Annotated in this window: 28 protein-coding genes; 18 read left to right on the top strand and 10 right to left on the bottom strand. The window is 36.5% G+C overall.

Annotated elements, in window-relative coordinates; translation table 11 throughout:
• Positions 1-80 precede the first annotated feature (80 nt).
• Positions 81-860: a hypothetical protein gene (locus IKS50_RS08230; protein WP_292848229.1), complete on the top strand. Its 780-nt coding sequence runs from the start codon at positions 81-83 to the stop codon at positions 858-860.
• Positions 861-947: 87 nt separating this feature from the next.
• Here IKS50_RS08230 and IKS50_RS08225 read toward each other — a convergent pair whose 3' ends face one another.
• Positions 948-1,436, bottom strand: a complete 489-nt coding sequence (locus IKS50_RS08225) for a DUF308 domain-containing protein (protein ID WP_292848226.1) — start codon at positions 1,434-1,436, stop codon at positions 948-950.
• Between the two features lie 34 nt (positions 1,437-1,470).
• On the opposite strand from IKS50_RS08225, the gene IKS50_RS08220 reads away from it, so the two are divergent.
• Entirely contained in the window at positions 1,471-2,634 is a 1,164-nt protein-coding gene (locus tag IKS50_RS08220) for a MalY/PatB family protein (protein WP_292848223.1), read from the top strand.
• Here the strand turns inward: IKS50_RS08220 and nudC are convergent.
• The gene (gene nudC / locus IKS50_RS08215; RefSeq protein ID WP_292848220.1) at positions 2,631-3,428 is read right to left on the bottom strand and encodes an NAD(+) diphosphatase; all 798 of its coding nucleotides are present in this window, start codon (positions 3,426-3,428) and stop codon (positions 2,631-2,633) included. The two genes, IKS50_RS08220 and nudC, sit on opposite strands and share 4 nt — an antisense overlap.
• Positions 3,429-3,511: 83 nt before the next feature.
• On the opposite strand from nudC, the gene IKS50_RS08210 reads away from it, so the two are divergent.
• Positions 3,512-4,012, top strand: coding sequence for a ferritin (locus IKS50_RS08210; RefSeq protein ID WP_292848217.1), 501 nt, complete (start codon positions 3,512-3,514; stop codon positions 4,010-4,012).
• A gap of 39 nt (positions 4,013-4,051) precedes the next feature.
• Positions 4,052-4,699 carry an adhesin gene (locus IKS50_RS08205; RefSeq protein WP_292848214.1) on the top strand — a complete coding sequence of 216 codons (648 nt, stop codon included), beginning with the start codon at positions 4,052-4,054 and terminating at the stop codon, positions 4,697-4,699.
• Positions 4,700-4,712: 13 nt separating this feature from the next.
• On the opposite strand, the gene IKS50_RS08200 is transcribed toward IKS50_RS08205, so the two are convergent.
• Complete coding sequence (locus tag IKS50_RS08200; protein WP_292848211.1) at positions 4,713-5,138, bottom strand: hypothetical protein; 426 nt, start codon at positions 5,136-5,138, stop codon at positions 4,713-4,715.
• A gap of 1,101 nt (positions 5,139-6,239) precedes the next feature.
• On the opposite strand from IKS50_RS08200, the gene IKS50_RS08195 reads away from it, so the two are divergent.
• Positions 6,240-7,223 (top strand): beta-ribofuranosylaminobenzene 5'-phosphate synthase, encoded by a 984-nt coding sequence (locus tag IKS50_RS08195; protein WP_292848208.1) that lies wholly within the window; start codon positions 6,240-6,242, stop codon positions 7,221-7,223.
• Between the two features lie 175 nt (positions 7,224-7,398).
• Here IKS50_RS08195 and IKS50_RS08190 read toward each other — a convergent pair whose 3' ends face one another.
• Entirely contained in the window at positions 7,399-8,142 is a 744-nt protein-coding gene (locus IKS50_RS08190; protein ID WP_292848205.1) for an SDR family NAD(P)-dependent oxidoreductase, read from the bottom strand.
• 216 nt (positions 8,143-8,358) lie between these two features.
• Here IKS50_RS08190 and IKS50_RS08185 point away from each other — a divergent pair, with 216 nt between their 5' ends.
• Positions 8,359-8,538: a MarR family transcriptional regulator gene (locus IKS50_RS08185; protein WP_292848202.1), complete on the top strand. Its 180-nt coding sequence runs from the start codon at positions 8,359-8,361 to the stop codon at positions 8,536-8,538.
• A 61-nt stretch (positions 8,539-8,599) separates the two neighbouring features.
• On the opposite strand, the gene IKS50_RS08180 is transcribed toward IKS50_RS08185, so the two are convergent.
• Both IKS50_RS08180 and IKS50_RS08175 read right to left on the bottom strand, forming a co-directional pair.
• Positions 8,600-9,031, bottom strand: a complete 432-nt coding sequence (locus IKS50_RS08180) for an acetolactate synthase (protein WP_292848199.1) — start codon at positions 9,029-9,031, stop codon at positions 8,600-8,602.
• Positions 9,032-9,039: 8 nt separating this feature from the next.
• Positions 9,040-10,341 carry a phenylacetate--CoA ligase family protein gene (locus tag IKS50_RS08175; protein ID WP_292848196.1) on the bottom strand — a complete coding sequence of 434 codons (1,302 nt, stop codon included), beginning with the start codon at positions 10,339-10,341 and terminating at the stop codon, positions 9,040-9,042.
• A gap of 218 nt (positions 10,342-10,559) precedes the next feature.
• Between IKS50_RS08175 and IKS50_RS08170 the strand changes: the two genes are divergently transcribed.
• The 7 genes from IKS50_RS08170 (at position 10,560) to IKS50_RS08140 (ending at position 18,912) form a co-directional block, all read left to right on the top strand.
• Positions 10,560-11,270, top strand: coding sequence for a DUF2162 domain-containing protein (locus tag IKS50_RS08170; RefSeq protein WP_292848193.1), 711 nt, complete (start codon positions 10,560-10,562; stop codon positions 11,268-11,270).
• 11 nt (positions 11,271-11,281) lie between these two features.
• Positions 11,282-11,926, top strand: coding sequence for a MotA/TolQ/ExbB proton channel family protein (locus tag IKS50_RS08165; protein ID WP_292848190.1), 645 nt, complete (start codon positions 11,282-11,284; stop codon positions 11,924-11,926).
• An 8-nt stretch (positions 11,927-11,934) separates the two neighbouring features.
• Positions 11,935-12,255, top strand: a complete 321-nt coding sequence (locus IKS50_RS08160; protein ID WP_292848188.1) for a DUF2149 domain-containing protein — start codon at positions 11,935-11,937, stop codon at positions 12,253-12,255.
• Positions 12,256-12,360: 105 nt separating this feature from the next.
• A complete protein-coding gene (locus IKS50_RS08155; RefSeq protein ID WP_292848186.1) occupies positions 12,361-12,678 on the top strand; it encodes a transcription factor S in 318 nt (105 codons plus the stop codon).
• A 356-nt stretch (positions 12,679-13,034) separates the two neighbouring features.
• Positions 13,035-16,136, top strand: coding sequence for a right-handed parallel beta-helix repeat-containing protein (locus tag IKS50_RS08150; RefSeq protein WP_292848183.1), 3,102 nt, complete (start codon positions 13,035-13,037; stop codon positions 16,134-16,136).
• A gap of 291 nt (positions 16,137-16,427) precedes the next feature.
• Positions 16,428-17,057 (top strand): hypothetical protein, encoded by a 630-nt coding sequence (locus IKS50_RS08145; RefSeq protein ID WP_292848180.1) that lies wholly within the window; start codon positions 16,428-16,430, stop codon positions 17,055-17,057.
• Positions 17,058-17,094: 37 nt separating this feature from the next.
• Entirely contained in the window at positions 17,095-18,912 is a 1,818-nt protein-coding gene (locus IKS50_RS08140; protein WP_292848177.1) for an Ig-like domain repeat protein, read from the top strand.
• 45 nt (positions 18,913-18,957) lie between these two features.
• Here IKS50_RS08140 and IKS50_RS08135 read toward each other — a convergent pair whose 3' ends face one another.
• From IKS50_RS08135 to IKS50_RS08120, 4 genes are all read right to left on the bottom strand, one after another.
• Positions 18,958-19,806: a toll/interleukin-1 receptor domain-containing protein gene (locus IKS50_RS08135; protein ID WP_292848174.1), complete on the bottom strand. Its 849-nt coding sequence runs from the start codon at positions 19,804-19,806 to the stop codon at positions 18,958-18,960.
• 9 nt (positions 19,807-19,815) lie between these two features.
• On the bottom strand, positions 19,816-20,625 hold the full coding sequence (locus IKS50_RS08130; protein WP_292848171.1) for a toll/interleukin-1 receptor domain-containing protein: 810 nt from the start codon (positions 20,623-20,625) through the stop codon (positions 19,816-19,818).
• Positions 20,622-21,107 carry a hypothetical protein gene (locus IKS50_RS08125; protein WP_292848168.1) on the bottom strand — a complete coding sequence of 162 codons (486 nt, stop codon included), beginning with the start codon at positions 21,105-21,107 and terminating at the stop codon, positions 20,622-20,624. Before IKS50_RS08125 ends, IKS50_RS08130 begins: the two co-directional genes overlap by 4 nt.
• 335 nt (positions 21,108-21,442) lie before the next feature.
• Entirely contained in the window at positions 21,443-22,855 is a 1,413-nt protein-coding gene (locus IKS50_RS08120) for a sodium:alanine symporter family protein (RefSeq protein WP_292848165.1), read from the bottom strand.
• A 180-nt stretch (positions 22,856-23,035) separates the two neighbouring features.
• Between IKS50_RS08120 and IKS50_RS08115 the strand changes: the two genes are divergently transcribed.
• From IKS50_RS08115 to IKS50_RS08095, 5 genes are all read left to right on the top strand, one after another.
• On the top strand, positions 23,036-23,626 hold the full coding sequence (locus tag IKS50_RS08115; protein WP_292848161.1) for an Ig-like domain-containing protein: 591 nt from the start codon (positions 23,036-23,038) through the stop codon (positions 23,624-23,626).
• A gap of 24 nt (positions 23,627-23,650) precedes the next feature.
• The gene (locus IKS50_RS08110; protein ID WP_292848158.1) at positions 23,651-24,079 is read left to right on the top strand and encodes a hypothetical protein; all 429 of its coding nucleotides are present in this window, start codon (positions 23,651-23,653) and stop codon (positions 24,077-24,079) included.
• A 328-nt stretch (positions 24,080-24,407) separates the two neighbouring features.
• Complete coding sequence (locus IKS50_RS08105; RefSeq protein WP_292848155.1) at positions 24,408-24,818, top strand: hypothetical protein; 411 nt, start codon at positions 24,408-24,410, stop codon at positions 24,816-24,818.
• Entirely contained in the window at positions 24,815-25,204 is a 390-nt protein-coding gene (locus IKS50_RS08100; RefSeq protein ID WP_292848152.1) for a hypothetical protein, read from the top strand. Before IKS50_RS08105 ends, IKS50_RS08100 begins: the two co-directional genes overlap by 4 nt.
• A gap of 131 nt (positions 25,205-25,335) precedes the next feature.
• Positions 25,336-26,592, top strand: a complete 1,257-nt coding sequence (locus IKS50_RS08095; protein WP_292848149.1) for an NADAR family protein — start codon at positions 25,336-25,338, stop codon at positions 26,590-26,592.
• Positions 26,593-26,594: the final 2 nt, after the last annotated feature.

Below are 26,594 nucleotides of genomic sequence, written 5' to 3'. Positions count from 1 at the left end.
AATACATTTATATACTACTTCCTATCAATATTTAATTGTATACAAAAATACATTTTGTAATACAAAATGGAAGTGATACAATGACAAACCAAAAAAGAACTAAAAAATTTGAATGGGGAAATGAAAGATTCGGAGGATCATATACTCCTGGAGATTTTGAAATAAATTTCCCCGAAGACATGTCCCGTGAAGAGTTCGGAAGACTGTTTCACGAAAGAATGTTGGCATTGCACAAAAAATATGATGATAACTTTGAAGAGGATGAATTCCACCATCATAAACCCAAAAAGGAAAAACTGAAACCGCTAAGCATACGCGTAAAGCCTCACACCAAGGAGTTCTTCAAAAACCATTCAATACTCTCACCAAGAGATGTGCTTGAAATGTATGAGGAATTCAACAATGGAAGCGAAGCATTCATAAATTCATTGATTGAAGATGAAAAACAGCTTGAAAAGGAATTGGCTGAAATCCAGGAGAAGCTGCACAATGCAAAGCTCTTCAAGGAAAAGCTGGTTGAAATGGAACCTGAAGGTGAAGTCTCAACCGATTATGACAAGCTGGCTAAGTTGCAGAATATGTATGGAAATACCGAAATCAAGACAATCGGAAACGAAACCCCGGTTGAAAAAGCCAAAAGCGACATCATAAAAGACATTCAAATCTACAATACTTTGGACGTGTGTGTCTACGGCAACGAGTATGTGATAATTACAGTATATACCAATGCTCAGCCTATTGCATACTATTTCAAGAATGAATATTCAGACGATGATATCTCTGAAATCATATCCCGCATTGAAGAGTATTGCGGCGAAAACAAAATAGGGTTTAGGAAATTCGAAGACTCAGAGTTATAGTTTTGAAGTGTGAAAATAATATTTCCACTTCGCTTTTTCTATTTTTAATTAAAAAAATTTTAAATGATGATGGTAGGTTGTTTTGATTTAATTTGAAATTAGCAATGCTGCACCTTCAATAATCAGGACAATACCAATTAATATTGCGATATATACCGGTTGGTTAATTGCAAATATGGCTAAAGCGATTGCTAAGATTCCCATTAACAATACCAAAACGGAACTGAATGTGGATACACGGGTCATATTTGAGAAAAGCCCTCCAATACCAAATACAATCATTATGAAACCCACAATATAGAATTGGAATCCGATTAAGAATGATAATGCATCAATGTAGAATATGAATAGGAATCCAAAAATAACTGCAATTATTCCAATTGCCAATATGATATTTGGGAAAGCGTTGTCCACTTCATTACGCATGTTCCAGCCCATAAATATTGCTGAAATACCGAAGAAGAGCAAACTTAAACCAACAATCACTGAAACAAGTCCCGCTGAAAACATTGGGAATATGATGAATACCAAACCGAGAATTATTGAAAGATATCCTGCCATTTTGTTTATTTCCATAAGGTCACCTCCATTTAACTTATATATATTGAAAATGTTATTTATTATTATGGATTTTAAAAGCGTAATTGACAGGCACGGCACAAACTCGCTGAAATGGGATTTGTTCGATGATGACTTGCCGATGTGGGTGGCGGACATGGACTTCAGGGTAGCTCCGAAAATCCAGGAAGCCATCTTAAAAAGGGCAGCTCATCCTGTCTACGGATATACTGTAGTTCCCGATGAGCTTTTCGAATCATACATCAGCTGGTGGGACAGGAGATATGATTTTAAGATGTCCCGTGAGGATATGGCTTATGCAATTGGAGTAATGCCGTCAATATCCTCAATGATTAGATGCCTGACTGATGAGGATGATGAAATCTTAATTCAAACGCCGGTATATCACGTATTCTTCTATGTCATTGAAGACAATAACCGCAAAGTCCTTGAAAATGAACTGATTTATGAAAATGAGGTGTACAGGATTGACTTCGATGATTTGGATGAAAAACTGTCAAAAGCCAAAATGATGATTCTGTGCAATCCCCACAATCCGATCGGCAAAATCTGGTCACGTGAGGAGCTGGATAAAATCGAGGAGCTGTGCAAAAAGCATGACGTGATTCTGATTTCCGATGAAATCCACTGCGATTTGACCGATCCGGGAGTCAAATATAATCCGTGCGATTCTTCAGATAATGTCATAACCTGTCTATCTCCCTCAAAATCATTCAACATTGCAGGATTTCAGAGTTCCGTTGTTCACACAAGAAATAGGGAACTGCTTGAAAAAATCAAAAATCAGATGCATGTTGACAATTCGGATTCATGCAATGTTTTTGCAACGGCTGCAGTCATTGCTGCATACAAAGAATCTGAAGACTGGTTGGAAGAGTTAAAAGAAGCAATATATGAAAATAAACAAATAGTTAGGGAATTCATAGCTAACGAATTGCCGATAATCAGTCTTGTTGAATGTGATGCGACATATCTTTTATGGCTTGACTGTTCACGTTTAAATGTTTCCTCAAAGGTCTTGTCCGAATTCTTAAGGCAGAATCAGGGACTGTTCCTGTCTGCAGGAGTTGATTTTGGCCAGTGTGGAGATAATTTCCTGAGAATGAATATCGCCTGTCCTGAAGAATTGCTGAAAGAGGGATTATTGAAGCTTAAAGCCGGAATCATCGCTTTGAATAACATCAGAAATTTTTAAGGTGTTGTGTCGATGAAATTTTGGACCAGCCAGTCTGAAATGCTGATGTCGGATGCATACCTTATTATCTCATCTTTTTTAAACCATTTAGCCCTGACGATTTCATCGCCGTCAACCTTAATGTCGCCTGAGTCATACTCGGCCGTAAAGCCCAGCATCAGGGAATTCGGAAACGGCCAGGACTGGCTTTTCATGTATTTCAGGTTTTTGATTTTAACCCCTACCTCTTCAAGGACTTCCCTGTGAACGGCTTCTTCAATTGACTCGCCGGGTTCCACAAAACCTGCTATTAATGCATATCTGATGGTGTCATGATAGCTGTGCTGTGCCATAAGCAATTCGTCGCCCTTTCTGATGGCCACAATAATTGCAGGAGCGATGCGAGGATAATGGTTTTGCCCGCACTCAGGGCATTTTAACATCATGTCCTTTTCATCTAATCGGGTTGGTGTTCCGCATCTTCCGCAAAACCTGTGTGATATATACCAATCGTTTACCAAAACGGCTTTTCCTGCAATATGGTACAGGTCATGGTCAAGTTCATAGACTTCATGCAGAGTGTGGAATGATTCATCACTTTCAACGTTAACTACAAATGCCTTTTTGCCCATATACTCTCCAATATACCAGCAAAAGTTAATATTGAAGCTGTCCAGTGATGTAGGCAGGGCCTTGTTCTCGTTTAAATACAATTCCCTGTTTTCATTAAAGACAAATAGATAATCATCACTGTCGGGGGCAATTTTTTCATCGAAACCGATTCTGTAGTTTTCATAAAGTGATTTTTCTATCATGGTATAGAATTTATTTTTAGGATTATATAATTTTAGTAGGTTTTATATTCAATTAAAGTTAAATGTTATATTGGTGATATTTGATGGTATCAGAAAATATGGAAAAAGCATTAAATGGACAATTAAACGCTGAAGTTTACTCAGGATATTTGTATTTATCCATGGCAGCTTACTTTGAAGATGAAGATTTAGCAGGATTTGCTAACTGGATGAGAGTACAGGCAGCAGAAGAACTGGAGCACGGAATGAAATTCTATGACTACATCATAAGAAGAGGAGCTTCCGTAACCTTGGCTGCAATCGAAGGACCTCAAACAGAATGGGATTCTCCAGTAGCTGCATTCGAACATGTTTTGGAACATGAAAAAATGGTGACCGGCCTCATCAACGATTTGGTTGACTTGGCTATCGAAGAAAAAGACCACGCAACCAACAACTTCCTTCAATGGTTTGTCGAAGAGCAAGTTGAAGAGGAAGAAAACGCAATGGAATTGGTCGCTAAAATAAAACTCGCCGAAGGCGATAACAGATTAATTTACGAATTGAACAAAGAGTTAGGTGCACGCGCACCTTCCGAAGACTAGATTAATTTCTAGTCCCTACTTATTTTTTTTGGTGATTATTTGTACCCTGAAGGCCCTACTGACATTGCTCAAGTTGACTCAAAGGATTATGACTCCATATTAATTGGCGAAAATGATTTGGGAAGCGTGCATTTGCACGGTCCGTTTGGAGACAGCTCTTCACCAGTCAGAATCGCTTATGTAATAGGAATGCATCCCCTTGAAAGCAAATCCCACAGAGCACTTTTCGATGAACTGACTGCAAAAGACGATTTGAAATACTGCTATTGCCTGTATAACATCAATGTAAATGATAAGGCTTCACAAACCGAGGGGCGATTGGAGGGACAGCTTCTCGCTCAGGAGTTCATCAGGGATGACATAATCAGCAAGGGATATGATCTGTTTTTGGACATTCATTCAAACAGGGGATCCAATGGTCCTGGGGATTATCAGATTACAAATTTTGTTTTTGCACCTGGCTTTGATGAGAAATCCTCAAGATTCATGAATGCAATCATCGATTCCGTCGATGAAGTTGTCTATTACGCACCGGAATTCAGGTCAAGTCCGCCGTTCATTACAGAACCGACAGCAAAGGCAGGAATACCGACACTGGTCTATGAATGCTATTCTTACGAATTGTTCGATTATACCTGCAGGTTGGCATCCAAGTTGATTGATGCTGTTGATGATTTGGAGTTCTGATTGCGGGAATTTTCTAATCGATCAGATTATCTATTCTGTCGAAAAGTTCCTTGTGGTTTTCAAAAAGAGTTCTGTTTTCATCATTATTTCTAGACATTAAAACCATCTTCAGCTGGCTGTCGTCTTCAGTGATTTCTACAAGGTTGGATTCATAATCGCTGCCAGTAATCAGTGATTTGATGTCATTATATGTATCTTCAGTCAGATTATGTCTCCTGGTATGGTTGATTATGTCCATTGCATGGATAACTCCATTTTCCGGCCTGTCAATACAGGAAGTCATTCTGATTTTGGTAATCATATAATAGGGAGCTTCTATCTTGTCTCGGCGAAGAACGATTATGATTTTTGCCATCACATGCTCATCACTGCAATTTTTGTTCATGAATTCTATCAGTTGGAACTGTTTTATATTTGCATCATTGTTCATGAAAGTCATGGTAATATATTCTTTTTAAAAATATTTAAGTTTACTGTGGCAATATTCATTTAGATAGAAATTAATTAAGGTAATGGTTTTAAGAAAAACAATGGCATCTATAAAAGATAAAATTAGGAAATTCAATTAATGAGTTAAAATTAGTAAAAGTTAAAAATTCAATGTCTACAACATGTTTAATACATGTTCGAACAAGTAGACACCGAATAATTTCATCTATCAAAATTTTAGAATTTAAGTACCAGAAGTGTGGATTTTAAACTCTAATAGAATATTATGAGTTAAATTATATATAAAGTTTATTGTTTTTTAATTTATAAACTATAGGAAGTGTCAATTAAATCTAACAAACCCAAACATAACTCTTAAGAGCTATCGATAAACAATGATTCTAATATTTGATGATTCCTACAGTTTAAAGGAGAAATCAATTATGGCATAGGACTAATTATAGATAATCCATATGATGACAAATGCCGAACACCACGTTATGATGGCGTATATGAGCATTGTAATCCAAAATTTCTTTCGGATACCCATAAGGATTCCTCCATTTTGATAGATAAATTTGCCAAGAGGAGAGTTCATTAAAACAATTGTTCTAAATTCCCTCGCAGGCAATATTATTTTGTTCGCAATAATATCACCCCCAATTGGATCAAGAGTTTGATTAGTTATAACATTTAATTTAATTATATAAATAGTTTTTATTTAGCTAATACTCAAGTAAAAATTGCTTTTAGCACGTAATTAGAATAATTATTAATTTTAAGAAAAAATTTCTCAATGTTTTTTTAACATAAACACTTACCATTTAGATACATGGCCTATGCAGATAACTTAAAATATCAATAATTGAAATGTTTACTCCTCTTTTAGCAAAATTCCTGAAAATAATTTTTGTCCTGATACTCTCTCTTTAAAATTAAAAATCAATAAAAAAAAGACTAAAACGAGTATTTTAATACTCATTTTGAATTTAAATCTCTTTTTTTTATCTTCGCTTTGAATTCAACTAACTTTTTGCAGGCATATAAAGAAAACTTTATTACTATTTATAAACATATATTAATAAGAAATTATTTTAACGGAAGTGAAAAAATGATAATTAGAGCACCTTCAAGAATACATATGTCCCTCATTGACTTGAACGGGTCATATAGAAGAGTTGATGGTGGAATCGGTCTAGCATTGGCTGACCCACAATTTGTATTGGAATCTGAGCAAATAGAAAGTGGAATTGAACTTGTATTTGCAGATACCGTAACTGACGAGGAAGCTATTTTGGAATGTAAGGAAAAAATTCCTGCCGCTGCTCAAAAGACCATTGAGCACTTTGACATTGATTCAGGATTTAAATTTACAGTTCATCAGACTTATCCTCCGCATTCCGGTTTTGGAAGCGGAACTCAAATTGCAGTTTCCACTGCTCATTTGATTACAGAAACAATGGGCATTGAAGTGGAAAGCAGAATCTTAAGCAGCATTGTCGGAAGAGGCGGAACCTCCGGAATCGGAACATACACTCACGATTTGGGTGGTTTCATCGTAGACGGCGGACACAGTAAGGAGGAAAAACCTTTATTTTTACCGTCCGGTGCATCAAAGGCAAAGCCTGCTACATTGATTGCAAGATATGAGTTTCCGGAAGAATGGAAAATCCTGATTGTCATTCCTGAAATCGAAAAGCACATGGAGGGTGATGACGAAGTTGATGTATTCCAGACATATTGTCCTATTCCAAAAGAGGAAGTGGAACAGGTGTCCCACCTGATTTTAATGAACCTTCTTCCGTTCATGCTTGAAAAGGACATTAAAAACTTTGGATGGGCTGTAAGCGAGCTTCAAAAAGTAGGTTTCAACAAGCTGGAACACTCCCTTGACGCAAGTTACCTGCCGACCATGAAAGCAATGGAAGATGCAGGGGCTTACGGTGCCGGAATCAGTTCATTCGGTCCGGTATTGTACACAGTATTCGATGAGTCAAACGAATTCATCGTTGAAAAAATCAAGGATATGATTGGAGACAAGGGAACAGTCTTTGTCACCAAAGCGCAAAATCACGGATATGTTATTGAAAAATAACATTTCCAATACTTTTTTTTTAAAATAAGCTTTTTTTGTGGCGTTAAAAAGGAAAAGTTAGGGATGAGTCTAACTTCCAAAAAATTTTCAGGCAAAATATAATTAGACTAAAAAACGCTCAATATTGAAAAATTAAAATAGGAGTAGTGGATTAAATCCAACTACTTTAAAAAACTTAACACTCAAATCCGCCGTCACATCTGATGATTTGACCGTCTACGAATTCAGATTCGTCAGAAGCAAGGAATAATGCTAATGCAGCAATATCTTCTCCTTGACCTACTCTTTTCATAGGTGCTCCGTCAACCATCATTTGTAATGCTTCTACTCCACCAATACTGTCTACCATAGCGGTGTGGATAGCACCAGGAGCAATACCGTTACATCTTATTTCAGGACCAAGTTCGAATGCCATGGATTTGGTAAGACCTGCAATAGCGTGTTTTGATGAGATGTAACCTACAAATCCAAAGTGTGCAGCGTAGGATGCAACTGAACAGGTGTTAATTACAACACCTTTTCCTTTTTCTTTCATTACAGGAGCTACCAATTGGGTTAAGTATAATGGAGCGTATACGTCAACTGCAAATACTTTGTCCCATTCCTCTTTGGTAATTTCTAAAAGAGGGGTTATGCTTAAAAGTCCTGCATTGTTGAATAAGATGTCGACAGTTCCATATTCTTCAATGGTTGCATCAAAGATTTTTTTAATGTCGTCAACATCAGCCATATCTGCGATGACTGCGAATGCTTCTCCACCAGCTGCTTTAATGTCATCAACTACGGCGTTTGCTCTTTCTTCGTTTCTTCCGGTTACAACAACTTTTGCACCTTCTTCAGCAAATAATTTAGCTGTAGAACGGCCCATACCGGAGGTTGATCCGGTTACGATTGCTACTTTTCCGTCTAGTTTTCCCATTTTAATCACCTAATCTTTTAAAACTATCATGTAGAATCATGATGTTTTATGTTTAAATGTTTAGTGTAAAATATATTTAAATATTTTCAAATGATTTCGGCTTTTCGGTAAATGATTTTTAGCATATTAACTGAAAAGGTATTAACTTTTAATCGTATTTGACGGAAGGGTAATTTTCATATAATATTACGACAAAAATAATATCAGGTGATAATAATGGATGATAAGGAAAAAGTAATCGAAGCATTCAAAAATTCGGATGAACCTTTAAATGCAAAAAAAGTCAGTGAAATATCCGGTGTGGATAAGAAAGAAGTTGACAAAATCATGAAAGAATTGAAAAAGGATGAAACAATTGTTTCTCCGAAAAGGTGTTACTGGACTTTAGCCGAATAATGCCTTTAAAAAATTGGAAATATCTAAAAAAGAATTTTTTTTCTTTTTTAGACTTTTTTTATTATAAATTGTAAACTTCGCTGGCAGGAACCATAGTTATATTGTTTCCTGTTAGGATATCTATCAGCCTGTCGATATCGTCTGCATGCAGCAGCAGTATTGCTTTTCCTTCTTTTTCATGGCTGAATGCATAGAGATATTCCAGATCAATCAGGTTTTCTTTAATAACTCTTAAAACAGTGGTCAGACCGCCCGGTGAGTCGTTCATTTCGACAGCGATAATTTCGGTAATCTTGACAAGGAAATTATTTTCCTCAAGCGCTTCTTTTCCCTTAATCGGATCATCAACCACAAGTCTCAGAATCCCGAATTCGGATGTGTCCGCCATGCACATTGCCTTGATGTTTACGTTGGCAACTGTCAGCACTTCCAATGGTTTGGACAGGCTTCCCATTCTGTTTTGTAAAAATATTGATAATTGTTTGATTTTCATGATTTCACCTAATGCAAGTCTCTTTCGTCTATAACCCTTTTTGCTTTTCCTTCAAATCTTGGAAGGGTTTTAGGTTCAACAAGAGTTACTTTAACTCTTATGCCTGTTTCGTTTTCAATTGATTTTTCGATTTTGTTTTGGATTGCCATCATTTCCTTTATGCCGTCAAAGAAAATGTCCTGTGATGCTTCGACCTTGACTTCGATTTCATCCAATGTGCCCGGCCTTGTGACTATAATCATGTAATGAGGCTCTACATCACCGATTCTAAGCAATGCCTTTTCGATTTGTGACGGGAATATGGCCACGCCTTTGACTTTAATCATGTCATCGGATCTGCCGGTAATTCTGCTCATTCTGGCATGTGTTCTTCCGCATTCACATTTTTCATATGTGAGCTTGGTGAGATCCTTTGTTCTGAATCTTATCACAGGCATTCCTTCCCTTTCAAGGTTTGTCAATACCAGTTCTCCGGGGGTGTTTTCGCCCAATACCCTTTCAGTATTCGGGTCTATGATTTCCGGGTAGAATATGTCTTCTGCAATGTGAAGACCTTTTTGCGCACTGCATTCTATTCCCACACCGGGTCCCATGAGTTCTGTCAGGCCGTAAATGTTGTATGCTTTGGTTCCAAAGATTTCTTCCACCCTGCGCCTTATTTCTTCAGTCCATCCTTCGGCTCCGAATCCGATTGCCTTGATGCCGAATTCCTTCGGGTCGATTCCGTCTTCGAGGGCGACTTCCCCCAAGTGGATTCCGTAGGACGGGGTGAATATTACGCATGTCGCTCCAAAGTCGCTCATGATTTCGATTTGCCTTCTGGTCTGGCCGGTTGAAATCGGGATGATTGTTGCTCCGATTTTATGGGATCCGTAGTGGACTCCGAATCCTCCTGTAAACATTCCGTATCCGTGGGTATTTTGGATTATGTCTGTTTCATCCAAGCCCATCATTTTCAAACCGCGTGCAATGCATTCCGCCCATGTGTCGATGTCTTTTTTGGTATATCCGGACACTACCGGTTTTCCTGTGGTTCCGGATGATGAGTGCAGTTCCTTAATTTCATCGATGTCGACAGCAAACAGTCCGAAGGGATAGCTTTCTCTTAGGTCATCTTTTGTGATGAACGGGAGTTTTTCAATATCTTTTAAAGTTTCTATATCTTCCGGGAAAACTTCAGCTTCGCTATACTTTTTGTTGTAGTAAGGAATCTTGTCAAAAGCTCGTTTGACGGTTTTTTGAAGTTTCTTCAACTGCAGTTCTTCAAGGTCTTGCCTTGGCATTGTTTCAATTTCTTCGTTCCAAAACATTTTTTGCCTCATTAATTTTATATGTTACATATATTACTTTTTCATTGATTTTAAGTTTTTAGATTTAAATCAAAAATCTTTTTAGATAGTGCATATAAACATTAGATATGATAATGTCTGTGTTGCACAACGGGCATTGATAAAATTTTATATATTTAATATGACTAATATGTAATTGTAATAAATTAATTTTAATTTGATTATGGAGAATTTTTACTATGGATATGATGAGTGTATTGTGGCAAGTTGGAATCTTCGCATCCGTTATGGTATTCGGTATCAAAATCGGACTTGCGTCAGGATTGGCCAATTTGTCAAAAAAATTATTTGCAGCAATTTGCATAGCTTATGGAGGAGGCGTTGTTCTTATTTCTGCTATTGCTTCACTGTATTCAGAACAATTGGTTCAGGCAATCTACAGTTATAATACAATATTCTACATTATCATGGCCTCAATCATGATCATTGCGGGCCTGTTCACAATAAGGGAATGGAAAATACATGATAAGAATACGTCAACTGCAACTTCCCTGGCGATTATTGCTCCCTGTCCATGCTGTTTCGGTTCGATTATTGCAAGCGTCCTTATTGTTGCGCCGACCATTGGAGTCAGTTCACTTGACTTGAGCTGGTATGCCGCCGCTGCGCTTGTAGGCGTTATGATTGTAACTTATTTTGCATCAAACACTATCGTTAAGGTAATCAACAGGCCTTATCCGATTGTTTTAGGCAATTTCATGCTTTTGCTTGGTGCATATTTCTTGCTTTCAGCCATTATCATACCGAACATTGCGGGGGTATTGTCTAAAACTCAAAGTCCTATTACTATGGGTTCTCCTCAGGATGTCCTCATGGTGATTTTAGCGTTTGCTATTTTGCTTGTTGGAGGCATCGTTTTGAATAAAAGAGGCAGAAGTATTTTAAGATAAGGTGAAAAGATATGGTTTTAAATATTCCCGGCGGAGAGTTCTTAACAGGGTCCCTTGATGTGATTTCACAGAGCTTGACAGTTCCTGTACTGGTGATTCTGCTGATCATCGTGATTATTTCAATCATTACACTGGGCGGAGTCATTGCAGAGTATACATCAAGGCGAAAGGTTCCTGTCGGAACAATCAGAGATTTGATTTATGACATTAACAGAGCCGAATCAGTCGAAGCATTGAAAAGCGTCATCGGCAGCGCAAAGATTCCGAAATCACAGAAAAAGGTACTGACAGAAATAGCTTCCTCACAGGAATTGGGAAATTCCTCAAGGGAAGCGCTTGCACGTAAGTTATATGAATTCGAAGAGGAAAAAACAATGGATAACTTACAGAAAACCGACATCATTACCCGTATCGGGCCTACATTAGGATTGATGGGTACACTGATTCCTATGGGTCCGGGTCTTGCAGCACTGGGTGCGGGCGACATCAATACGCTGGCATCTTCCCTTACCGTTGCATTCAACACAACCATTGTAGGTATCGGTTCAGGTGCATTATGTTATGTGATCGGTAAAGTCCGCTCAGGATGGTATGACAGATACCTGTCAGATTTGGACGCTTTGATTGATGCGGTACTTGACAAAATGAACAGTTAGTGGTGCTTATGGTAAGAAAAGGCGGAAGACGCAGATCCAAACGTGTAGAGGAAGACCCGATGGCGGGAACATCCAACCTTGTGGATGCGATGCTTGTCATTGCCGTTGGTTTTTTGGTTTTCGTTATCATAAGCTGGAACATGCAGGCCATGATTGACCCTAGCCAGAATGTGCATGAGCAGATGCAGCAGAAGATGACTGAAGTGGATCAGGGCCAACAGTTGAACGAGACTCCGGATACTTCAAATTCATCCGGCCAAGGCTATACCGAGATGGGTAAGGTTTACAAGGACCCTGCTACGGGCAAGCTGATAATGGTGGAAGGTTGACCCTTCCATATCCAATCTTTTTTTTCTAATTTTTTTTCAACCGATTATTTTATAAACCTGTTTGATTATATTAATACTTACGAATTTTTAATGGTGTTTAGTGATATGGAATTCTGTCCTGATTGCGGTGCAATGTTACTTCCTAAGAAAGGAAAGATTGAATGTAGATGTGGCTATGTAAAATCATTGTCTGAAGAGGATATTGAGGAGCAATACCACATGGAAGGCGAGACAAAACCTCCGATGGAAGTCATCGTAAAAAGAAACAACCTTGCGGCTCTTCCGACAACCACAATAACATGCTATAAGTGCGGTGGGACAAAAGGTTACTGGTGGACAGTGCAGACAAGATCAGCCGATGAGGCGCCTACTAATTTTATAAGATGTGCAAAGTGCGGTAACACCTGGCGAAGCTCCAATTAGAACATGGTTTTCCCAAAAAAATAATATTTAACTGAAGTTTATATTACTAAAAATGAATAGTATAATTAATTTTTATATTATTTTTAATCGAATTATATTATTATAGTTGTTTATTAATGTTTTAAACATGATTTAATAGAGAAATATTTTTTTAGTAAAAATTGATATAAATATCAAATTTTTCATTTTAATTTGATGTTTTTTTTGATTTAATTCATGCAGGGAGCCTGCAGGCTCACTTTATGTTGGCTGCAAGATTAGAGGTATACTTGACATATGGTCAAATAAATCCAATATATATACTTATGTTAATAAATAATTAATTAACAATGAAAATGAGGCGGGGAAAAATGAACATGAAAAAGATAATGTTACTGACTTTTTTACTACTGGCGGTAGTATCAATAAGTGCTGTCAGTGCAAATGACAATATAACAGATAGTAATATCGAAGTATTGCAGGATACCTCTTCAGAAGAAATTGAATTAAATGAGGATACAACTGATGAAGCGATATCATCATCCGAAGATGTAATACTTGAAACAGATGCCGGAACATTTACTGCATTACAAACAAAAATTAATAATGCTGCTGCAGATGCGACAATAACATTAGAAAATAACTATGCTTATAATAACGGATTCAATGGTAACGGAATAACCATTTCTAAATCATTAACAATTGATGGAAAAGGCCATACAATAGATGCAAATTCACAATCAAAAATATTCTATATAACTGGTAATAATGTTGTTCTTAAAAATATAACATTCACAAACGGTTATTCAAGTCCTTCCGTGAGATATGATGGTGGAGCTATTTATAATACGGGTTCTGATTTTAATGTAGTTTCATGTAATTTCGATAATTGTTCTGCTAGATATGCTGGTGGAGCTATTTATAATAAGGGTTCTGATTTTAATGTAAATTCATGTATTTTTACTAACTGTTCTGCTACTATTGGTCATGGTGGAGCTATTTATAATAATGGTTCTGATTTTAATGTAAAATCCTGTAATTTTAATAATTGTTCTGCTAGTAGTGATGGTGGAGCTATTTATAATGAGGGTTCTGATTTTAATGTAGTTTCATGTGCTCTTAATAACTGTAAAGGTGGATGGGGCGGAACTATCAGAAATAAGGCAAATAATTTTAATATAAACTCATGTAATTTTACTAACTGTTCTGCTTGGGCTAGTGGTGGGGCAATCCATAATTTGGGTGTTACTTGTACTGTAAAGTTATGTATTTTTACTAACTGTTCTAGGGTTATCCAAAATAATGCAAATAATTGTAATATAACCTCATGTACTTTTAATAACTGTTCAGCCACATCCTTTTCACCTACTATAAATAATAATGGCGCTAATTGTACTGTAGATTCATGTAATTTCAATAATTGTTCTGGTGGCTTTGAGGGCGGAGCTATTTATAATAAGGGTTCTGATTTTAAAGTAGTTTCATGTAATTTCTCTGACTGTTCTTCTAGTCTTGGTGGTGGAGCTATTTATAATGAGGGTTCTGATTTTAATGTAAAATCCTGTAATTTCAATAATTGTTCTGCTATGGCAGATGGTGGAGCTATCGGTAATAATGCTAATAATTGTAATTTAAACTCATGCACTTTCACTAACTGCTCTACTAGTGCTTATGATGGTGGAGTTATTTTTAATAAGGGTTCTGATTTTAATGTAGTTTCATGTAATTTCTCTGACTGTTCTTCTAGTAGGGATGGTGGAGTTATTTATAATGAGGGTTCTGATTTTAATGTAGTTTCATGTTATTTCTCTGACTGTTCTGCTAGTAGAGATGGTGGAGCTATCTATATTACTGGTGCTAATTTTACTATAAATTCATGTAATTTCAATAATTGTTCTGCTAGTAGTGGTGGAGTTATTTATAATAATGTTCCTGATTTTAATGTAGTTTCATGTTATTTCTCTGACTGTTCTGCTAGTAGTGATGGTGGAGCTATTTATAATAATGGTTCTGATTTTAATGTAAAATCCTGTAATTTTAATAATTGTTCTGTTAGGGGAGATGGTGGTGCTATCTATAATTTGGGTTCTGATTTTACTGCAGATTTATGTATTGTTACTAAGTGTTCTGCTAGTAGTGGTGGAGCTATCTATGATAATGGCATTAACTGTACTATAAAATCTTCTACATTCACAATCTGTTCTGCTAGTTATTCTGATTATTACGGTGGTGGAGTCATCTATGCTACTGGTGCTAATTTTACTATAGATTCATGTAATTTCACAGAATGTTCTGTTAGCGGCAGTGGTGGAGCTATTTATAATACAGGTTCTGATTTTACTGTAAATTTCTGTCGATTCAATAAATGTAGTGTTAGTGGGTATGGTGGAGCTATCCGTAATTCAGGTATTAATTTTACTGCAAATTTCTGTAAATTCAATGACTGTTCTGCTAGTATTAGTGGTGGAGCTGTCTATAATTTTGAGGGCACTAATTTTACTATAAATTCATGTACTTTCATTGGTAGTGATATCTCTAATATTCGTGCCACTAATTTTACTGTAAATTCATGTAATTTCTCTGACTGTTCTGGTAGATCTAGTGGTGGAGCTATCTATAATTATGATGGTGATGTTTATACTGTAAATTCATGTAATTTCAATACTTGTTCTGCTAGGTATGGTGGAGCTATCTATAATTATGGAGGCACTAATTTTACTATAAACTTCTGTAAATTCGATGATTGTTCTGCTATGTATGGTGGAGCTATTTATAATTATGATGGGGATAATTGTACAGCGATAAATTCAAATTTTACAAATTGTAAAGCAACATCTGAAGAAGCTGCGATTTATGGGGGTTCATACGTAAACTGTAATTTTACCAACTGCAAAATTGTTAATGATACTGTAACTAAAATTTCAACAACTCTAACAGCATCCAAAGTTACTTCAACTTTTGGAGTTTCCAAAAAACTTACAGTCACATTGAAAGATGCGGACGGGAAGGTGTTATCATCCCAAAAAGTTACAATTAATGTGGGTTCAATATCCAAAACACTCTATACAAATTCTAAAGGACAGGTAAGTGTTGATATATCAGATTTAGTTCCAAAAACATACACTGCAACAATTAAATTCATCGGGGATGACAGTTATGCTACATCAAGTAAATCAGTAAGAGTTGTAGTATATAAAGCAACTCCAAAAATAACTGCTAAAAAGAAAACCTTCAAAAAATCCAAAAAAGTCAAAAAATACACAATAAATTTAAAAAATAACTTAAAAATTATGAAAAATACTAAAGTTACAATTAAAGTAAACAAAAAAACTTACACAGCAAAAACCAACACTAAAGGTAAAGCAACTTTCAAAATAACCAAACTGAAAAAGAAAGGAACATTTAAAGCAACAATAACCTACAAAGGAAACAGCTACTACAACAAAGTAACCAAAAAAGTTAAAATCAAAGTTAAGTAGATGTTGCACTGGCATCTACTAATTTTATTTATCCCTTCTGAGGTTATGATGAAAAGCATTTGAGACCTTTATTTGACTGTAGATGTGCGGATATATTTATCAAAAGACAACTAGTGAAAATATGATGAATGCGGATGGGTTTTTCATATGAATATCATAAAAATTTGAAGAAATTCTTAAGTTTTTAGCAAATGCATATATAAAAGTATTTATAAAACGATTTTTAAAAATTTTATCATGAAATCTAAAGTAAGTTTCTTAATAGTTTTACTTTTTTTAGTATTGATTTCAATGATAACTGTTTGTGCTGATGAAAACATAAATCAAACATCTGCAGATAATGGTCTGATAACTCTTTGTGCCGATGAAAACACAACCCCTATACTTGAAGAGGGCAATAGTAATCAAGATATTGTTGATTTGGAGGTAACAATTTTACCAAATGATCATGAAGATACAGTTGATGTATCTTGGACAGTGACAGTTACAAGTTTCAGTGGAACTTCTAAAAATGTTAATCTTTTTAACTACATTCCAAGTAACTTAAGAATTGTTGGATATTCTAAAGATTGTGGCACTTTTGATCCGAAAACTAATGTCTGGACTGTTGGAGATATAGCTCCTAACACCGCCAAATCAATACAGGTTTTTGGAGTATTAAACAAACATGATACCAGAGGTAAATTTACTATTGATGTCAATGCTACTGCAACTACAGAGAGTAGGGATATTGACTTAACAAACAATATGGAAGACTTTAAATTTGAAATGGGTGTGGGTCCGACTTCATCTCTAAGTGGGAAGAAAATTCGATTAAATATTGCATCTTATTCGCCTACATACAAGTACAAAAGTTATAGGGCCCCAGCAAAAAAAGTAGTAGCAAAAAAAGTATCAACAAAAAAGAAAAAGAAAAGATAACAAATAAATTATCATATAATTAATTTGGAGGAAAAATTTGCCAAACAAAAAGATAATTCTATTATTGATAGTTCTTATTAGCATATTATCAATATCCTCAGTTAATGCATCTGAAAATGTTACAGATAATATTGATAATGTTGTTGCAACTGAGGAAGTTGTTAATATTGATGATTCTGCGAATGATGTTGTTAGTGTGGAAAATCAAGATAATGATCTACTAAATGCTAATCCTAAAACATTCAGACAATTGAATACTGCAATAAATGGTAATGATGATATTGACGTTTATTTAGATGGAAATTACACTTTCACCCCCGGCACTGATGATGAATTTAAAGAAGGCATTGTCATTAATCGCCAAATGACTATTTATGGTAATGGGTTTACTTTAGACGGTGCGCATTCTGCAAGGATTTTTTCAGTTAGTGAAAAAGATATTTATAATGAAGAAATTAGTGTGTTTTTCCATGATATTGTATTTATCAATGCGAACAATAGTGCTATAAAAAATGGAAATGTTATAAATTGTACTTTCATTAACAATACAGCATCACAAAATCCCGGCGGTGCGATATTTAGGGGTTATGCCGTAAATTGTACTTTTATAAACAATATAGCATCACAAGGTCCCGGCGGTGCGATATATGAGAGTGATGCCCTAAACTGTACTTTCATAAACAACAAAGCAAACAATTATGGTGGTGCGATGTATCGTGGCGATGCCGTGAACTGTACTTTCATAAATAACTCAGCAAACGAGGAGGGAGGTGCGATATGTGGAGGTAACGCGGAAAATTGCACTTTCATAAACAACACTGCACAAATCGGCGGTGCAATATGCGCTCGTCAGGATGCTCTTGCCATAAATTGTACTTTCATAAATAATTCTGCAACAGAAAACGGCGGAGCAATATATGGTGTAATTAATGGCCTTGTGGGGAATTGTACTTTCATAAATAACGCTGCTAAGAATGGAGGGGCAATATACCGTTGTGATGTCTATGATTGCATTTTCATTGATAATGATGCAACAGAAAAGGGTGGAGCAATATATGGTGATGAAATTCATTATCTAAACACTGCTTCAGACTGTATCTTTGAGGGCAACTCTGCAAAGAATGGTGGAGCAGTCTATATGACTGTTGCATATTATTCTGATTTTATCAGCAATACTGCCGCAGAAAAGGGCGGAGCATTGTATAACGGTTCAAGTTATTATTGTTATTTTGAAGGCAATAAAGCAAATATTGGAGACAATGATGCTTATGCATCCACACTTGTTAAATTCTCTACAAAATTAACATCCCCTGCAAAAGTAAATACTGTTTATAATGATCAGGATTATTTGGTCATTACCTTAAGGGACCAATTCAATAATCCTTTTATAGGATATATTATTTTCGTTAATATTGACGGCAAAACAACAAAATATTATACCTATGAAAAGGGTCAAGCTGAAATACCTACAGAAGGTTTAGCTCCGGGCACACATAATGTGAAAATTACCTTTAATGGAGATTCTAACTTTGGTAAGTCAACAGCAACTTCAAAAATTGTTGTTAAAAAAGCAACACCATATTTAATTGCTAAAAAAGCAACTTTTAAAGCTAAAAAGAAAACCAAAAAATACAGCATTGTTTTAATAGATGACTATGGAGATGCAATTAAAAATGTTAAAGTTACATTAAAAGTCAAAGGTAAAACCTTCAAGGCTACAACCAATTCCAAAGGTAAAGCCACTTTCAAAATCAAAAAATTAACCAAAAAAGGTAAACACAAAGCTACAGTTATATTTGCAGGAAACAAATACTACAATACTAAATCTGTAAAAACAAAAATAAAAATTAAATAGATGAATATTTTTCATCTATAATCTCTTTTTTTATGGATTTCGCCATCATAGCCGATATTCATCTTCACATATCAGGTTATCATTTATATCAACCAGTTTAAATGAGACATGAGTGATATTTTTTTGCGGAACGTCAAATGAGGCGATTACTCCAAATCTAAACTCATCTGCCGATGTATTGATTTCATACACCATATTGTTTTCGCTGTCAAAATACTGTGTTTTCATAAAGTATAGTGTTGAATTCTGAGGTAAGTTGTTTGATTCTCCATGAACGGTGTAGAAATACTTTCCATCCGCGTCTTTCACATCAACAGTTGTAATGTTCATTGAAAAAATGCCATCATCCGTTGTATGCTGGCCCATCGGAATAATGACAAAATAAACCACCAAAGCTAAAATAACTATGATTGGTATGGCAATTTTTGCATATTTCAATAGCTTGCTCTTGCGTTCGAATAATTTATAGATATTTGATGGGATTTCAACATCCTCACAAGGATTATCTATAATTTCTGAGGTATCTTTGACAAGTAATGCTAATTGATCTCGGGTGTTAGGAAAAGCGTTTATGAATTTCTTGTTTTTCAGGAAAAATTCAAGGTCTCCCTTTTTGTTGGTGCCGTCAATATTGAATGCAAGAATTGGAATTCCGCTTGAAAATGCAATATCCACTTCCGTTACAACAGGATTGGACACTTTGGAGTTTTTTGAATAAAGTATAACCATACATTTGGAATTTCGAATAGCATGAGATATTTTATCAACGGAATCCCCTGAATAGTAGTCCCTTGACTTAATCCAACATTTTATTTTGTGCTGTTCAAATAAGTGGCAAATTGAATCTGCCTTTATCTTATCTTCCTCATCGTAACAAATGTATACATCATGCATATTATTACCTTAAATTTGTGAATATTCCTCTAAAAGAGATTCGAACATTTTATCATCTGCAGACATTACCCTTAAAACTGATTTCCTTGTTAAAAATTCGTTTCTTATTACAAATCCGTGGATTATGGCCAGAATCCAAAATGCAATGAATACATATAAGAATACTTTGAAAACAGGATAGAATATGAACAACACTCCCCATATCTCAAAATAGAATATGGCGCATATGATTGATGGAATGAGATACAGCAATCCTGCAAGTTTCCACAGATTATTGTTGCCTACAATGCCCATATAAATAAAAGAAGCCCAATATAGTGGAGTAAACAATAATATAAGTGAAGTATAATCCTTTTTTAGTTTTGACATGTCAGTTGGAGCAAAATCCTTCAAACTAAACCAGATAGGTTTGTCATACTCCTCATCGCATAATTTCAGTGCATCCCCAATTAATTTCTCAAAGTGGTTTTCAGGTTCGGGATATGCCTCCAGCCAATGCTTGTTTTTTAAGAAGTATTCCATTTCATCCTCAGGCATTGTTTCATCAATTTTAAATGAAATGATCGGTTTTTCATTGGAAAATGCAATGTCGATTTCGTTTTTAACAAAATCGGATGCCTGTGAATATTTTGAAAATACCAAAACCACAATTTTCGCTGATGTTATGCCGTTAATTATTTCATTACTATAATTTTTACCGGAGGTGATGTTTCTAGGCGCAATCCAGCATTTGAGGCTGTTCTGCTCTAAAACATGACAAATTGCATCAGCGGTGTTTTTGTTTTTTGTAGAATAACTAATAAAAACATCATGACTCATAAAACCACCTCACTATTGAGTGCTGAATCAACTACAAATTTAAAATCATTGCTGTCAAACAGCCAGACCGGTGTGTTTTTGGAAAATGTTAAAGTGTCCTTGTCAAATGAATCAACAGGAATGATTATTGCATGATCATTATAGTTTCCATTATCATATTCTACAACTACAAGGTAGCAACTTTCATTATAGTAGGTTATGTCTCCCGTATTGAAATTTGAAAGCGCATTCAATAAGCTTTTTACCTTTGCATCATCGGAGTTTGTTTTTGTGACGTCCATATTATAGAAACTATCGGGATTTCTGAATTCAATTGCATCACCAACTATTTCATAATTGGATGATTCCGGTGCTAGCATGGTAATTGAATCGAATTCAATCTCATTTGCGTGATATTGATAATTAATAAAAAAATAAGAAGCATAAATCAATAAGACGACAGCAATAATAATAATTATATACTCAATTGTTTTTCTATTCATGAGAAAACACCACAATGTTTAATAATATACTTTATATCTAATCTGATATTTAATTATGGTGCTCAACAATGATGACTCTATTATTGTGAGCGTTAATGGTGACCCTAATGCAGCTTTCTAATTTGGTAGTTTTAGATGATATGTAAAAATCCAATTTAATTTTACAATCAAGTAGGTGAAACTTCACCTACACTTCTTTTATTTTAAAGACAATACTGATATTTGATATTTTCTTCAAACATTATTTGGCATCTTTTTTCAGTATTAATTGACCTTTAGTTTGGAATTACCTGGCGAAGCTCCAACTGAATAAAAAAATGAATATTCTGGAAAATTCATTTCCAGAAATCCAGTTCTCCTTCATCAAAACCGATGGAGTTCGCTTTAAAAACAGGATTTTTTCCCAGCTTCCTTTGGGTTTCGTAATCCCTCAGACAGGATATGGCTATGGTTCCCAGAAGCGCACAAACAGGCAGGTTGATCAGGGTCATGCCTCCCATACAGATATCCGCCATTGCCCAGGCGGCATCCATTGGAATTATGGCTCCTATGAAAACGACCACAGCACACAGGAGATGGAATATCCTCATGAATTTCTGTGAAGGCTTTTTCTTTTTGTTCATGAAGATTAATGCGTTGTCCACATAATACAGGTTTCCTATCAGTGTTGTGAATGCGAATAGAACCATTGCAATTGTGATGAATACCGGGCCGGCAGTGCCGAAAACGGTTGAAATTGCATTCTGCACATATGGGGCACCAGAAACGCTTGCATCACGTGCAACTCCGGTGCAAAGACACATCAATGCTGTGGCTGTACACAAAAGCAGTGTGTCGATGTAAACTGATAATGTCTGGACAAGCCCCTGTTTTGCAGGATGTGACACGTTTGCGGAAGCTGAGGCGTTCGGCGCCGAACCGACTCCTGCCTCGTTTGAAAACAGTCCCCTTTTGATTCCGTATACCATACATGAACCGGCTACGCCTCCAAAGATGGACTGGAAATCAAAAGCGTTTTGAAAGATTAGGGCAAACATTGACGGTATGTTCTGGTAGTTTATCAGGATTATGATCAATGCGACGCCGACATAAGCAAATCCCATGAACGGGACAACAGTGCCGGTGATTTTGACGATTCTTTTTCCTCCTCCAAGCAGGCAGTATCCGGTCAGGATGGCCAGCACAGCACCGATGATGTATGGTGTGGTGGAGTTGTAGAACGGATAGTCCATGAATGTGGACTGGAGGTTGTATGAACACAGCAGATTAAATCCGACGGCATAGGTTGCAATCAGGAATATGCAGAAAAGCAGTGCCAGTTTCGGTTTGTCCAAGCCCTGTTCAATATAATATGCCGGACCTCCGTATGAGTGGCCTTCATGGTCCTTCTGCTTGAAAATCTGGGCAAGAGTACTTTCAATGAATGCTGAAGACGCGCCGATAAGGCACATGAGCCACATCCAGAAACAGGCTCCCGGACCTCCAAGGCAGATTGCTGTGGAAACCCCTATGATGTTTCCTGTCCCTACCCTTGAGGCGGTGGACACCAGCATTGCCTGCAGGGATGATACGGAGTTTTCATCATCGCTCGGTTCCATCAGAAGTCTCAAGGACTCGCCAAATAACCTGATCTGCACTCCTCTTGTTCTTAATGTAAAGTACAATCCCGCTATCGCCATGACGATAATCAGGATGGGAAAATACATCACGTCGTCGATTTGATTCAATAAGCTTATAACGTTAATCATAAAACACATCCTTTAGTTCATTGAACTGTTTTTTTAGTCATATTATATTTATTCATTTAAATCTATTAATAAATTATTGAATTTGGCGCGTTTTTTCCATATTGAATTTCCAGTATAAGTTGTGCAGAAATTGTTATATACATATGATTAACACAATATTAACTATATTTAGGTGGTACTATGGATCAGAACAAAATCATAATCATAGCATTGATTGCAATCATCGCCATTCTCCTGGTGGGGATAGCTGCGGTGATGCCGAATCTCAACAAGAAAGATACAAATCTTGATTTTAAAAGCAAGTCAACCCTGAGCGAAGGGGATTACCTTAAAATCAAGCTGACAGATGTCAACGGAAATGCGATTGTTGGCCAGACCGTCAACGTAACCATAACAGATAAGAATCAGGCAAGCGACTACCATTCAGTAGTCACCAATTCAAACGGTAACGGAAAACTGAAACTGGACAAAAGCAAGGGAAAATATGATGTAACCGTCACTTATGGAGGAAATGACGACTACAATGGATGCAACGCTACCGAGAGTATAAAGATTAAGGAAGCGCAGCAGGAAGAGGCCAGCAGCGCTCAGTCAGGACCTGCCCCATATGCGTACAAGTCAGACGGAACCCCGATGTACAGCCAGTCCGAAGTGGACAACTACATGTACAACAAATACGGTTTTGTTAACTACCATGTGGGAAGCAACGGATACATCGACATGGACGAGCCTGGATACGACGATGCAGGAAACTACATCGGATATTACTGAAGATTTTTTTTAGAGTGGATGCTGATGCATCTACATAACCTTTTTTTAGAAACCCATATTAATTTAAAAAACCTATCTTTAATCATGAAATTCTCAGGATTCATGAACGTCTATCTTATGGATGACAATTCATGGCAATACCAATATTACGACAGGAAGCTCAAGGCCGACAACCTGAAGGATCTGGAGGTTCTTGTAAGCCTCTACGGTCTCAAGTGGCATGTTTTGGATAAGGACTTGGCAGAGGAATCCCTTAGATTTGATGAGGCAAACAGGTCCGGATTTTTGAATGTCTATAGGAACGGTGATTTCTGGTGCTACAGGGGCACTGATTTAAAGTCAAGAAGTCTTCAGACACTCAAAAAGAGGGTTTTGGATGAGAATCTTAAATGGGAAGAAACGGATAAGGATTTGGCCTATAAGAATTGGAAACTGGATTTACGAAAGCATTGAAATTTTTACTTTTATCTTTTTTTTATTTATTTATAGGGATTTTAATCATATTTTTTCAAAAAGCAACTGTTGTTTTCAAGGAAACCGTTTTCAATAAAGTAAGCAAAAAAAGAAAAAATTGCAATTAAGTAGAACGCTTGGCATCTGCTATGATTCTTTTTTTAGGGGTAACTTAAGTCAGGTAAATATTGCATTGACTTCGTTTTTTATTTAAACTTAATATTGATTTTTATTTGTAAAAATAACCTCAAAATAAAGAGATATATTTATATACATGGATGAACATAGGATATTATAGATTTAAGTATTGATATTAAGGTTTAAAATTATGCAAAAAAATTTCTCTTTAACTCAAAAAATGCAGATACCTCAACAGGCATCTTATTCAAATGCCACATTTGACAACAATGAAATCGAAAAGTTATCCAAATCCTATGAGATTCATAATGGCGAGCTTGTTAAGAACTTTTTGAAGAAAAATAAGGGATTGCTTGAATATATTAATGCCATAACTCCTTTAATCAATAATTATTTTCCAAAGTATAAGAAATGCCTGACATTCTGTGAAGACCCGGAATTCCATGAGCTGGATGATATAACCATTTACATCAACAGCTTTAAGTCATCCTTTGAAGAAGATTGGAAAAAGCTGGATGAACTTGAAAGGGAACTTTTCTACATTGCAGGTTTTTCAACAATCATTAAGGGATTGGTCTGTCTGGATTTGTGGTTCAAATGAATGTTTTCGATTGGAAGAAAAATGCAGATGTTGGGGTTCATTTAATGAGTTTCTCAAATAAGGAAGAATATCAAAGGTCTTCAATAAGCCGTTTCTATTATTCCTGTTTTGGACCATCAAAGGAATATTATGAGGAATCTTTTAGAAGAATCCTCTCCAGAAATAATCCTCATGCTACTTTAATCACGGAATTAAAAAATTCTCCTTTCATTGAAGAGCAGCAGTTAGGTAAAAAACTGAAGAAGTTAAGATCACAAAGGAATCGAGCGGATTATAGTGAAAAATCACAGGATTTTCCAGTTGCTGAATCAAAAAGAATTGTTGAGGACATTTTCAAACTATTGGATGAATTAAAGAGTCATCCTCTTAGAATCATGAAACGATGATGTTTTGATTTACTGTTTTTTTACCTATTTTACACACAAACTATTAACAAAGTTTATATACAAGTTGTTAACAATATAATATTGTAGATGATAATGTCAGTCTGCAACCATCAACCAAAAGGAGTGATAAAATGGTAAAGAAATACTGTGACAAAGGAAAATATGCAGCCCCAAGATGGCTCGTATACCCTGAACTATCCGCAATAACCATAGGATGGAGAATGGGCTACGGAGAGGACTACAGGATGAATGAACCACCACGCACAGAGGAATTCTACAAACTCTTCCCGCAGCCACAGAACTGGCTTTTCGAAGATAAAAAATTCGCATCCGACAGGGAAGTCCTTTCAGGATTTTTGTGGAGGGACTACGGCAGGCCAAAATACTCACAAATCGGCGAGGACAGGATAGTCGTCAATGATTTCATAACCATGGGCGACGAAAAGGAATTCCGCCAGAACGGCCAGTGGTTCAGGTCAATCGAGCACATGGTTCTCTATTCAAGATACGGCTCATGTACCGGAGACCACAACCTTGAAATACCTATTAGGATTCTAAGGGACTATGAGGTTCCCGAAAGCGAAAGGGCGAGATGGGAGGAATTCAAATACACAGTATGCCTGAACGCCTGCTATTACAAGATCATGAACGATGAAGACCTTAAGAAGTGGTTGCTCTCAACCGGCGACAAGTCACTGGTCTACATTTCAGATGACGAATGGGGAGGCCAGAGCAATCTTTTCGGCTTTGCCCTTATGGAGCTGAGGGATGAAATCAGAAGGCTCTATAAAAATGAGCATCTGATTGACTGGGAATACACTGAATATTTAAAGGATGCGTATCCATACGTCAACCACAACGACCATCCGGAGGAGGATCCTCAGTCACCTGAATATCAAATCATAAGGCAGATTCTTCAGGGTGGCTCAAGGTATGTCCGTGACGTCGACCTCGACGATGCCCTGGCGGGAAAATACGAAGCCGGACAGATCCTTACTGAAAAGGCCTTCGTGGATGCGACCCCGAAAATCGGAGGAATGCTTACAAGCCATAGGTATCTTATAATATCACAGTACATGGCCGATTTATCCCAATTCGAGCATGGAACCGGATGGGGGCTTCACACAGCAGCAAGAAACTCCAGATTCAAGGTACTGGATGTTTATACCTTCAATGGAAAGACCCAGATTGTCCTGGCACAGCTTCCTGACGGCTTCGAGGAGGTCTTTGAAACCACAAGCTCCCTTGAAAGGAAAATCGTTGTAAAGATAAGGAAGGAATTCAAAGAGACTTTGAAATTTGATCCGATTGATGAGGTCAACACTCCTGAATGGAGGCAGAGGGTTTCATTTCCAATTGGAATGAGCGACGAAGGGGAATTCTTCTAATT

The sequence above is a fragment of the Methanobrevibacter sp. genome, from assembly GCF_017539065.1.
In the GTDB taxonomy this organism is placed as follows: Archaea; Methanobacteriota; Methanobacteria; order Methanobacteriales; family Methanobacteriaceae; genus Methanocatella.
The sequence above is the reverse complement of the archived record's forward strand: the minus strand, read 5'-3'. Positions and strand labels throughout refer to the sequence as shown.

Coding starts and splice junctions, on each gene's coding strand:
- IKS50_RS08130 (WP_292848171.1), bottom strand. CDS start 20,625: ATGAGTCATGATGTTTTTATTAGTTATTCTACAAAAAACAAAAACACC.
- IKS50_RS08165 (WP_292848190.1), top strand. CDS start 11,282: ATGGTTTTAAATATTCCCGGCGGAGAGTTCTTAACAGGGTCCCTTGAT.
- IKS50_RS08150 (WP_292848183.1), top strand. CDS start 13,035: ATGAAAAAGATAATGTTACTGACTTTTTTACTACTGGCGGTAGTATCA.
- nudC (WP_292848220.1), bottom strand. CDS start 3,428: ATGATAGAAAAATCACTTTATGAAAACTACAGAATCGGTTTCGATGAA.
- IKS50_RS08195 (WP_292848208.1), top strand. CDS start 6,240: ATGATAATTAGAGCACCTTCAAGAATACATATGTCCCTCATTGACTTG.
- IKS50_RS08145 (WP_292848180.1), top strand. CDS start 16,428: ATGATAACTGTTTGTGCTGATGAAAACATAAATCAAACATCTGCAGAT.
- IKS50_RS08115 (WP_292848161.1), top strand. CDS start 23,036: ATGGATCAGAACAAAATCATAATCATAGCATTGATTGCAATCATCGCC.
- IKS50_RS08105 (WP_292848155.1), top strand. CDS start 24,408: ATGCAAAAAAATTTCTCTTTAACTCAAAAAATGCAGATACCTCAACAG.
- IKS50_RS08210 (WP_292848217.1), top strand. CDS start 3,512: ATGGTATCAGAAAATATGGAAAAAGCATTAAATGGACAATTAAACGCT.
- IKS50_RS08200 (WP_292848211.1), bottom strand. CDS start 5,138: ATGACTTTCATGAACAATGATGCAAATATAAAACAGTTCCAACTGATA.
- IKS50_RS08190 (WP_292848205.1), bottom strand. CDS start 8,142: ATGGGAAAACTAGACGGAAAAGTAGCAATCGTAACCGGATCAACCTCC.
- IKS50_RS08120 (WP_292848165.1), bottom strand. CDS start 22,855: ATGATTAACGTTATAAGCTTATTGAATCAAATCGACGACGTGATGTAT.
- IKS50_RS08095 (WP_292848149.1), top strand. CDS start 25,336: ATGGTAAAGAAATACTGTGACAAAGGAAAATATGCAGCCCCAAGATGG.
- IKS50_RS08180 (WP_292848199.1), bottom strand. CDS start 9,031: ATGAAAATCAAACAATTATCAATATTTTTACAAAACAGAATGGGAAGC.
- IKS50_RS08125 (WP_292848168.1), bottom strand. CDS start 21,107: ATGAATAGAAAAACAATTGAGTATATAATTATTATTATTGCTGTCGTC.
- IKS50_RS08225 (WP_292848226.1), bottom strand. CDS start 1,436: ATGGAAATAAACAAAATGGCAGGATATCTTTCAATAATTCTCGGTTTG.
- IKS50_RS08160 (WP_292848188.1), top strand. CDS start 11,935: ATGGTAAGAAAAGGCGGAAGACGCAGATCCAAACGTGTAGAGGAAGAC.
- IKS50_RS08185 (WP_292848202.1), top strand. CDS start 8,359: ATGGATGATAAGGAAAAAGTAATCGAAGCATTCAAAAATTCGGATGAA.
- IKS50_RS08135 (WP_292848174.1), bottom strand. CDS start 19,806: ATGCATGATGTATACATTTGTTACGATGAGGAAGATAAGATAAAGGCA.
- IKS50_RS08170 (WP_292848193.1), top strand. CDS start 10,560: ATGGATATGATGAGTGTATTGTGGCAAGTTGGAATCTTCGCATCCGTT.
- IKS50_RS08100 (WP_292848152.1), top strand. CDS start 24,815: ATGAATGTTTTCGATTGGAAGAAAAATGCAGATGTTGGGGTTCATTTA.
- IKS50_RS08175 (WP_292848196.1), bottom strand. CDS start 10,341: ATGTTTTGGAACGAAGAAATTGAAACAATGCCAAGGCAAGACCTTGAA.
- IKS50_RS08230 (WP_292848229.1), top strand. CDS start 81: ATGACAAACCAAAAAAGAACTAAAAAATTTGAATGGGGAAATGAAAGA.
- IKS50_RS08110 (WP_292848158.1), top strand. CDS start 23,651: ATGCATCTACATAACCTTTTTTTAGAAACCCATATTAATTTAAAAAAC.
- IKS50_RS08220 (WP_292848223.1), top strand. CDS start 1,471: ATGTTATTTATTATTATGGATTTTAAAAGCGTAATTGACAGGCACGGC.
- IKS50_RS08155 (WP_292848186.1), top strand. CDS start 12,361: ATGGAATTCTGTCCTGATTGCGGTGCAATGTTACTTCCTAAGAAAGGA.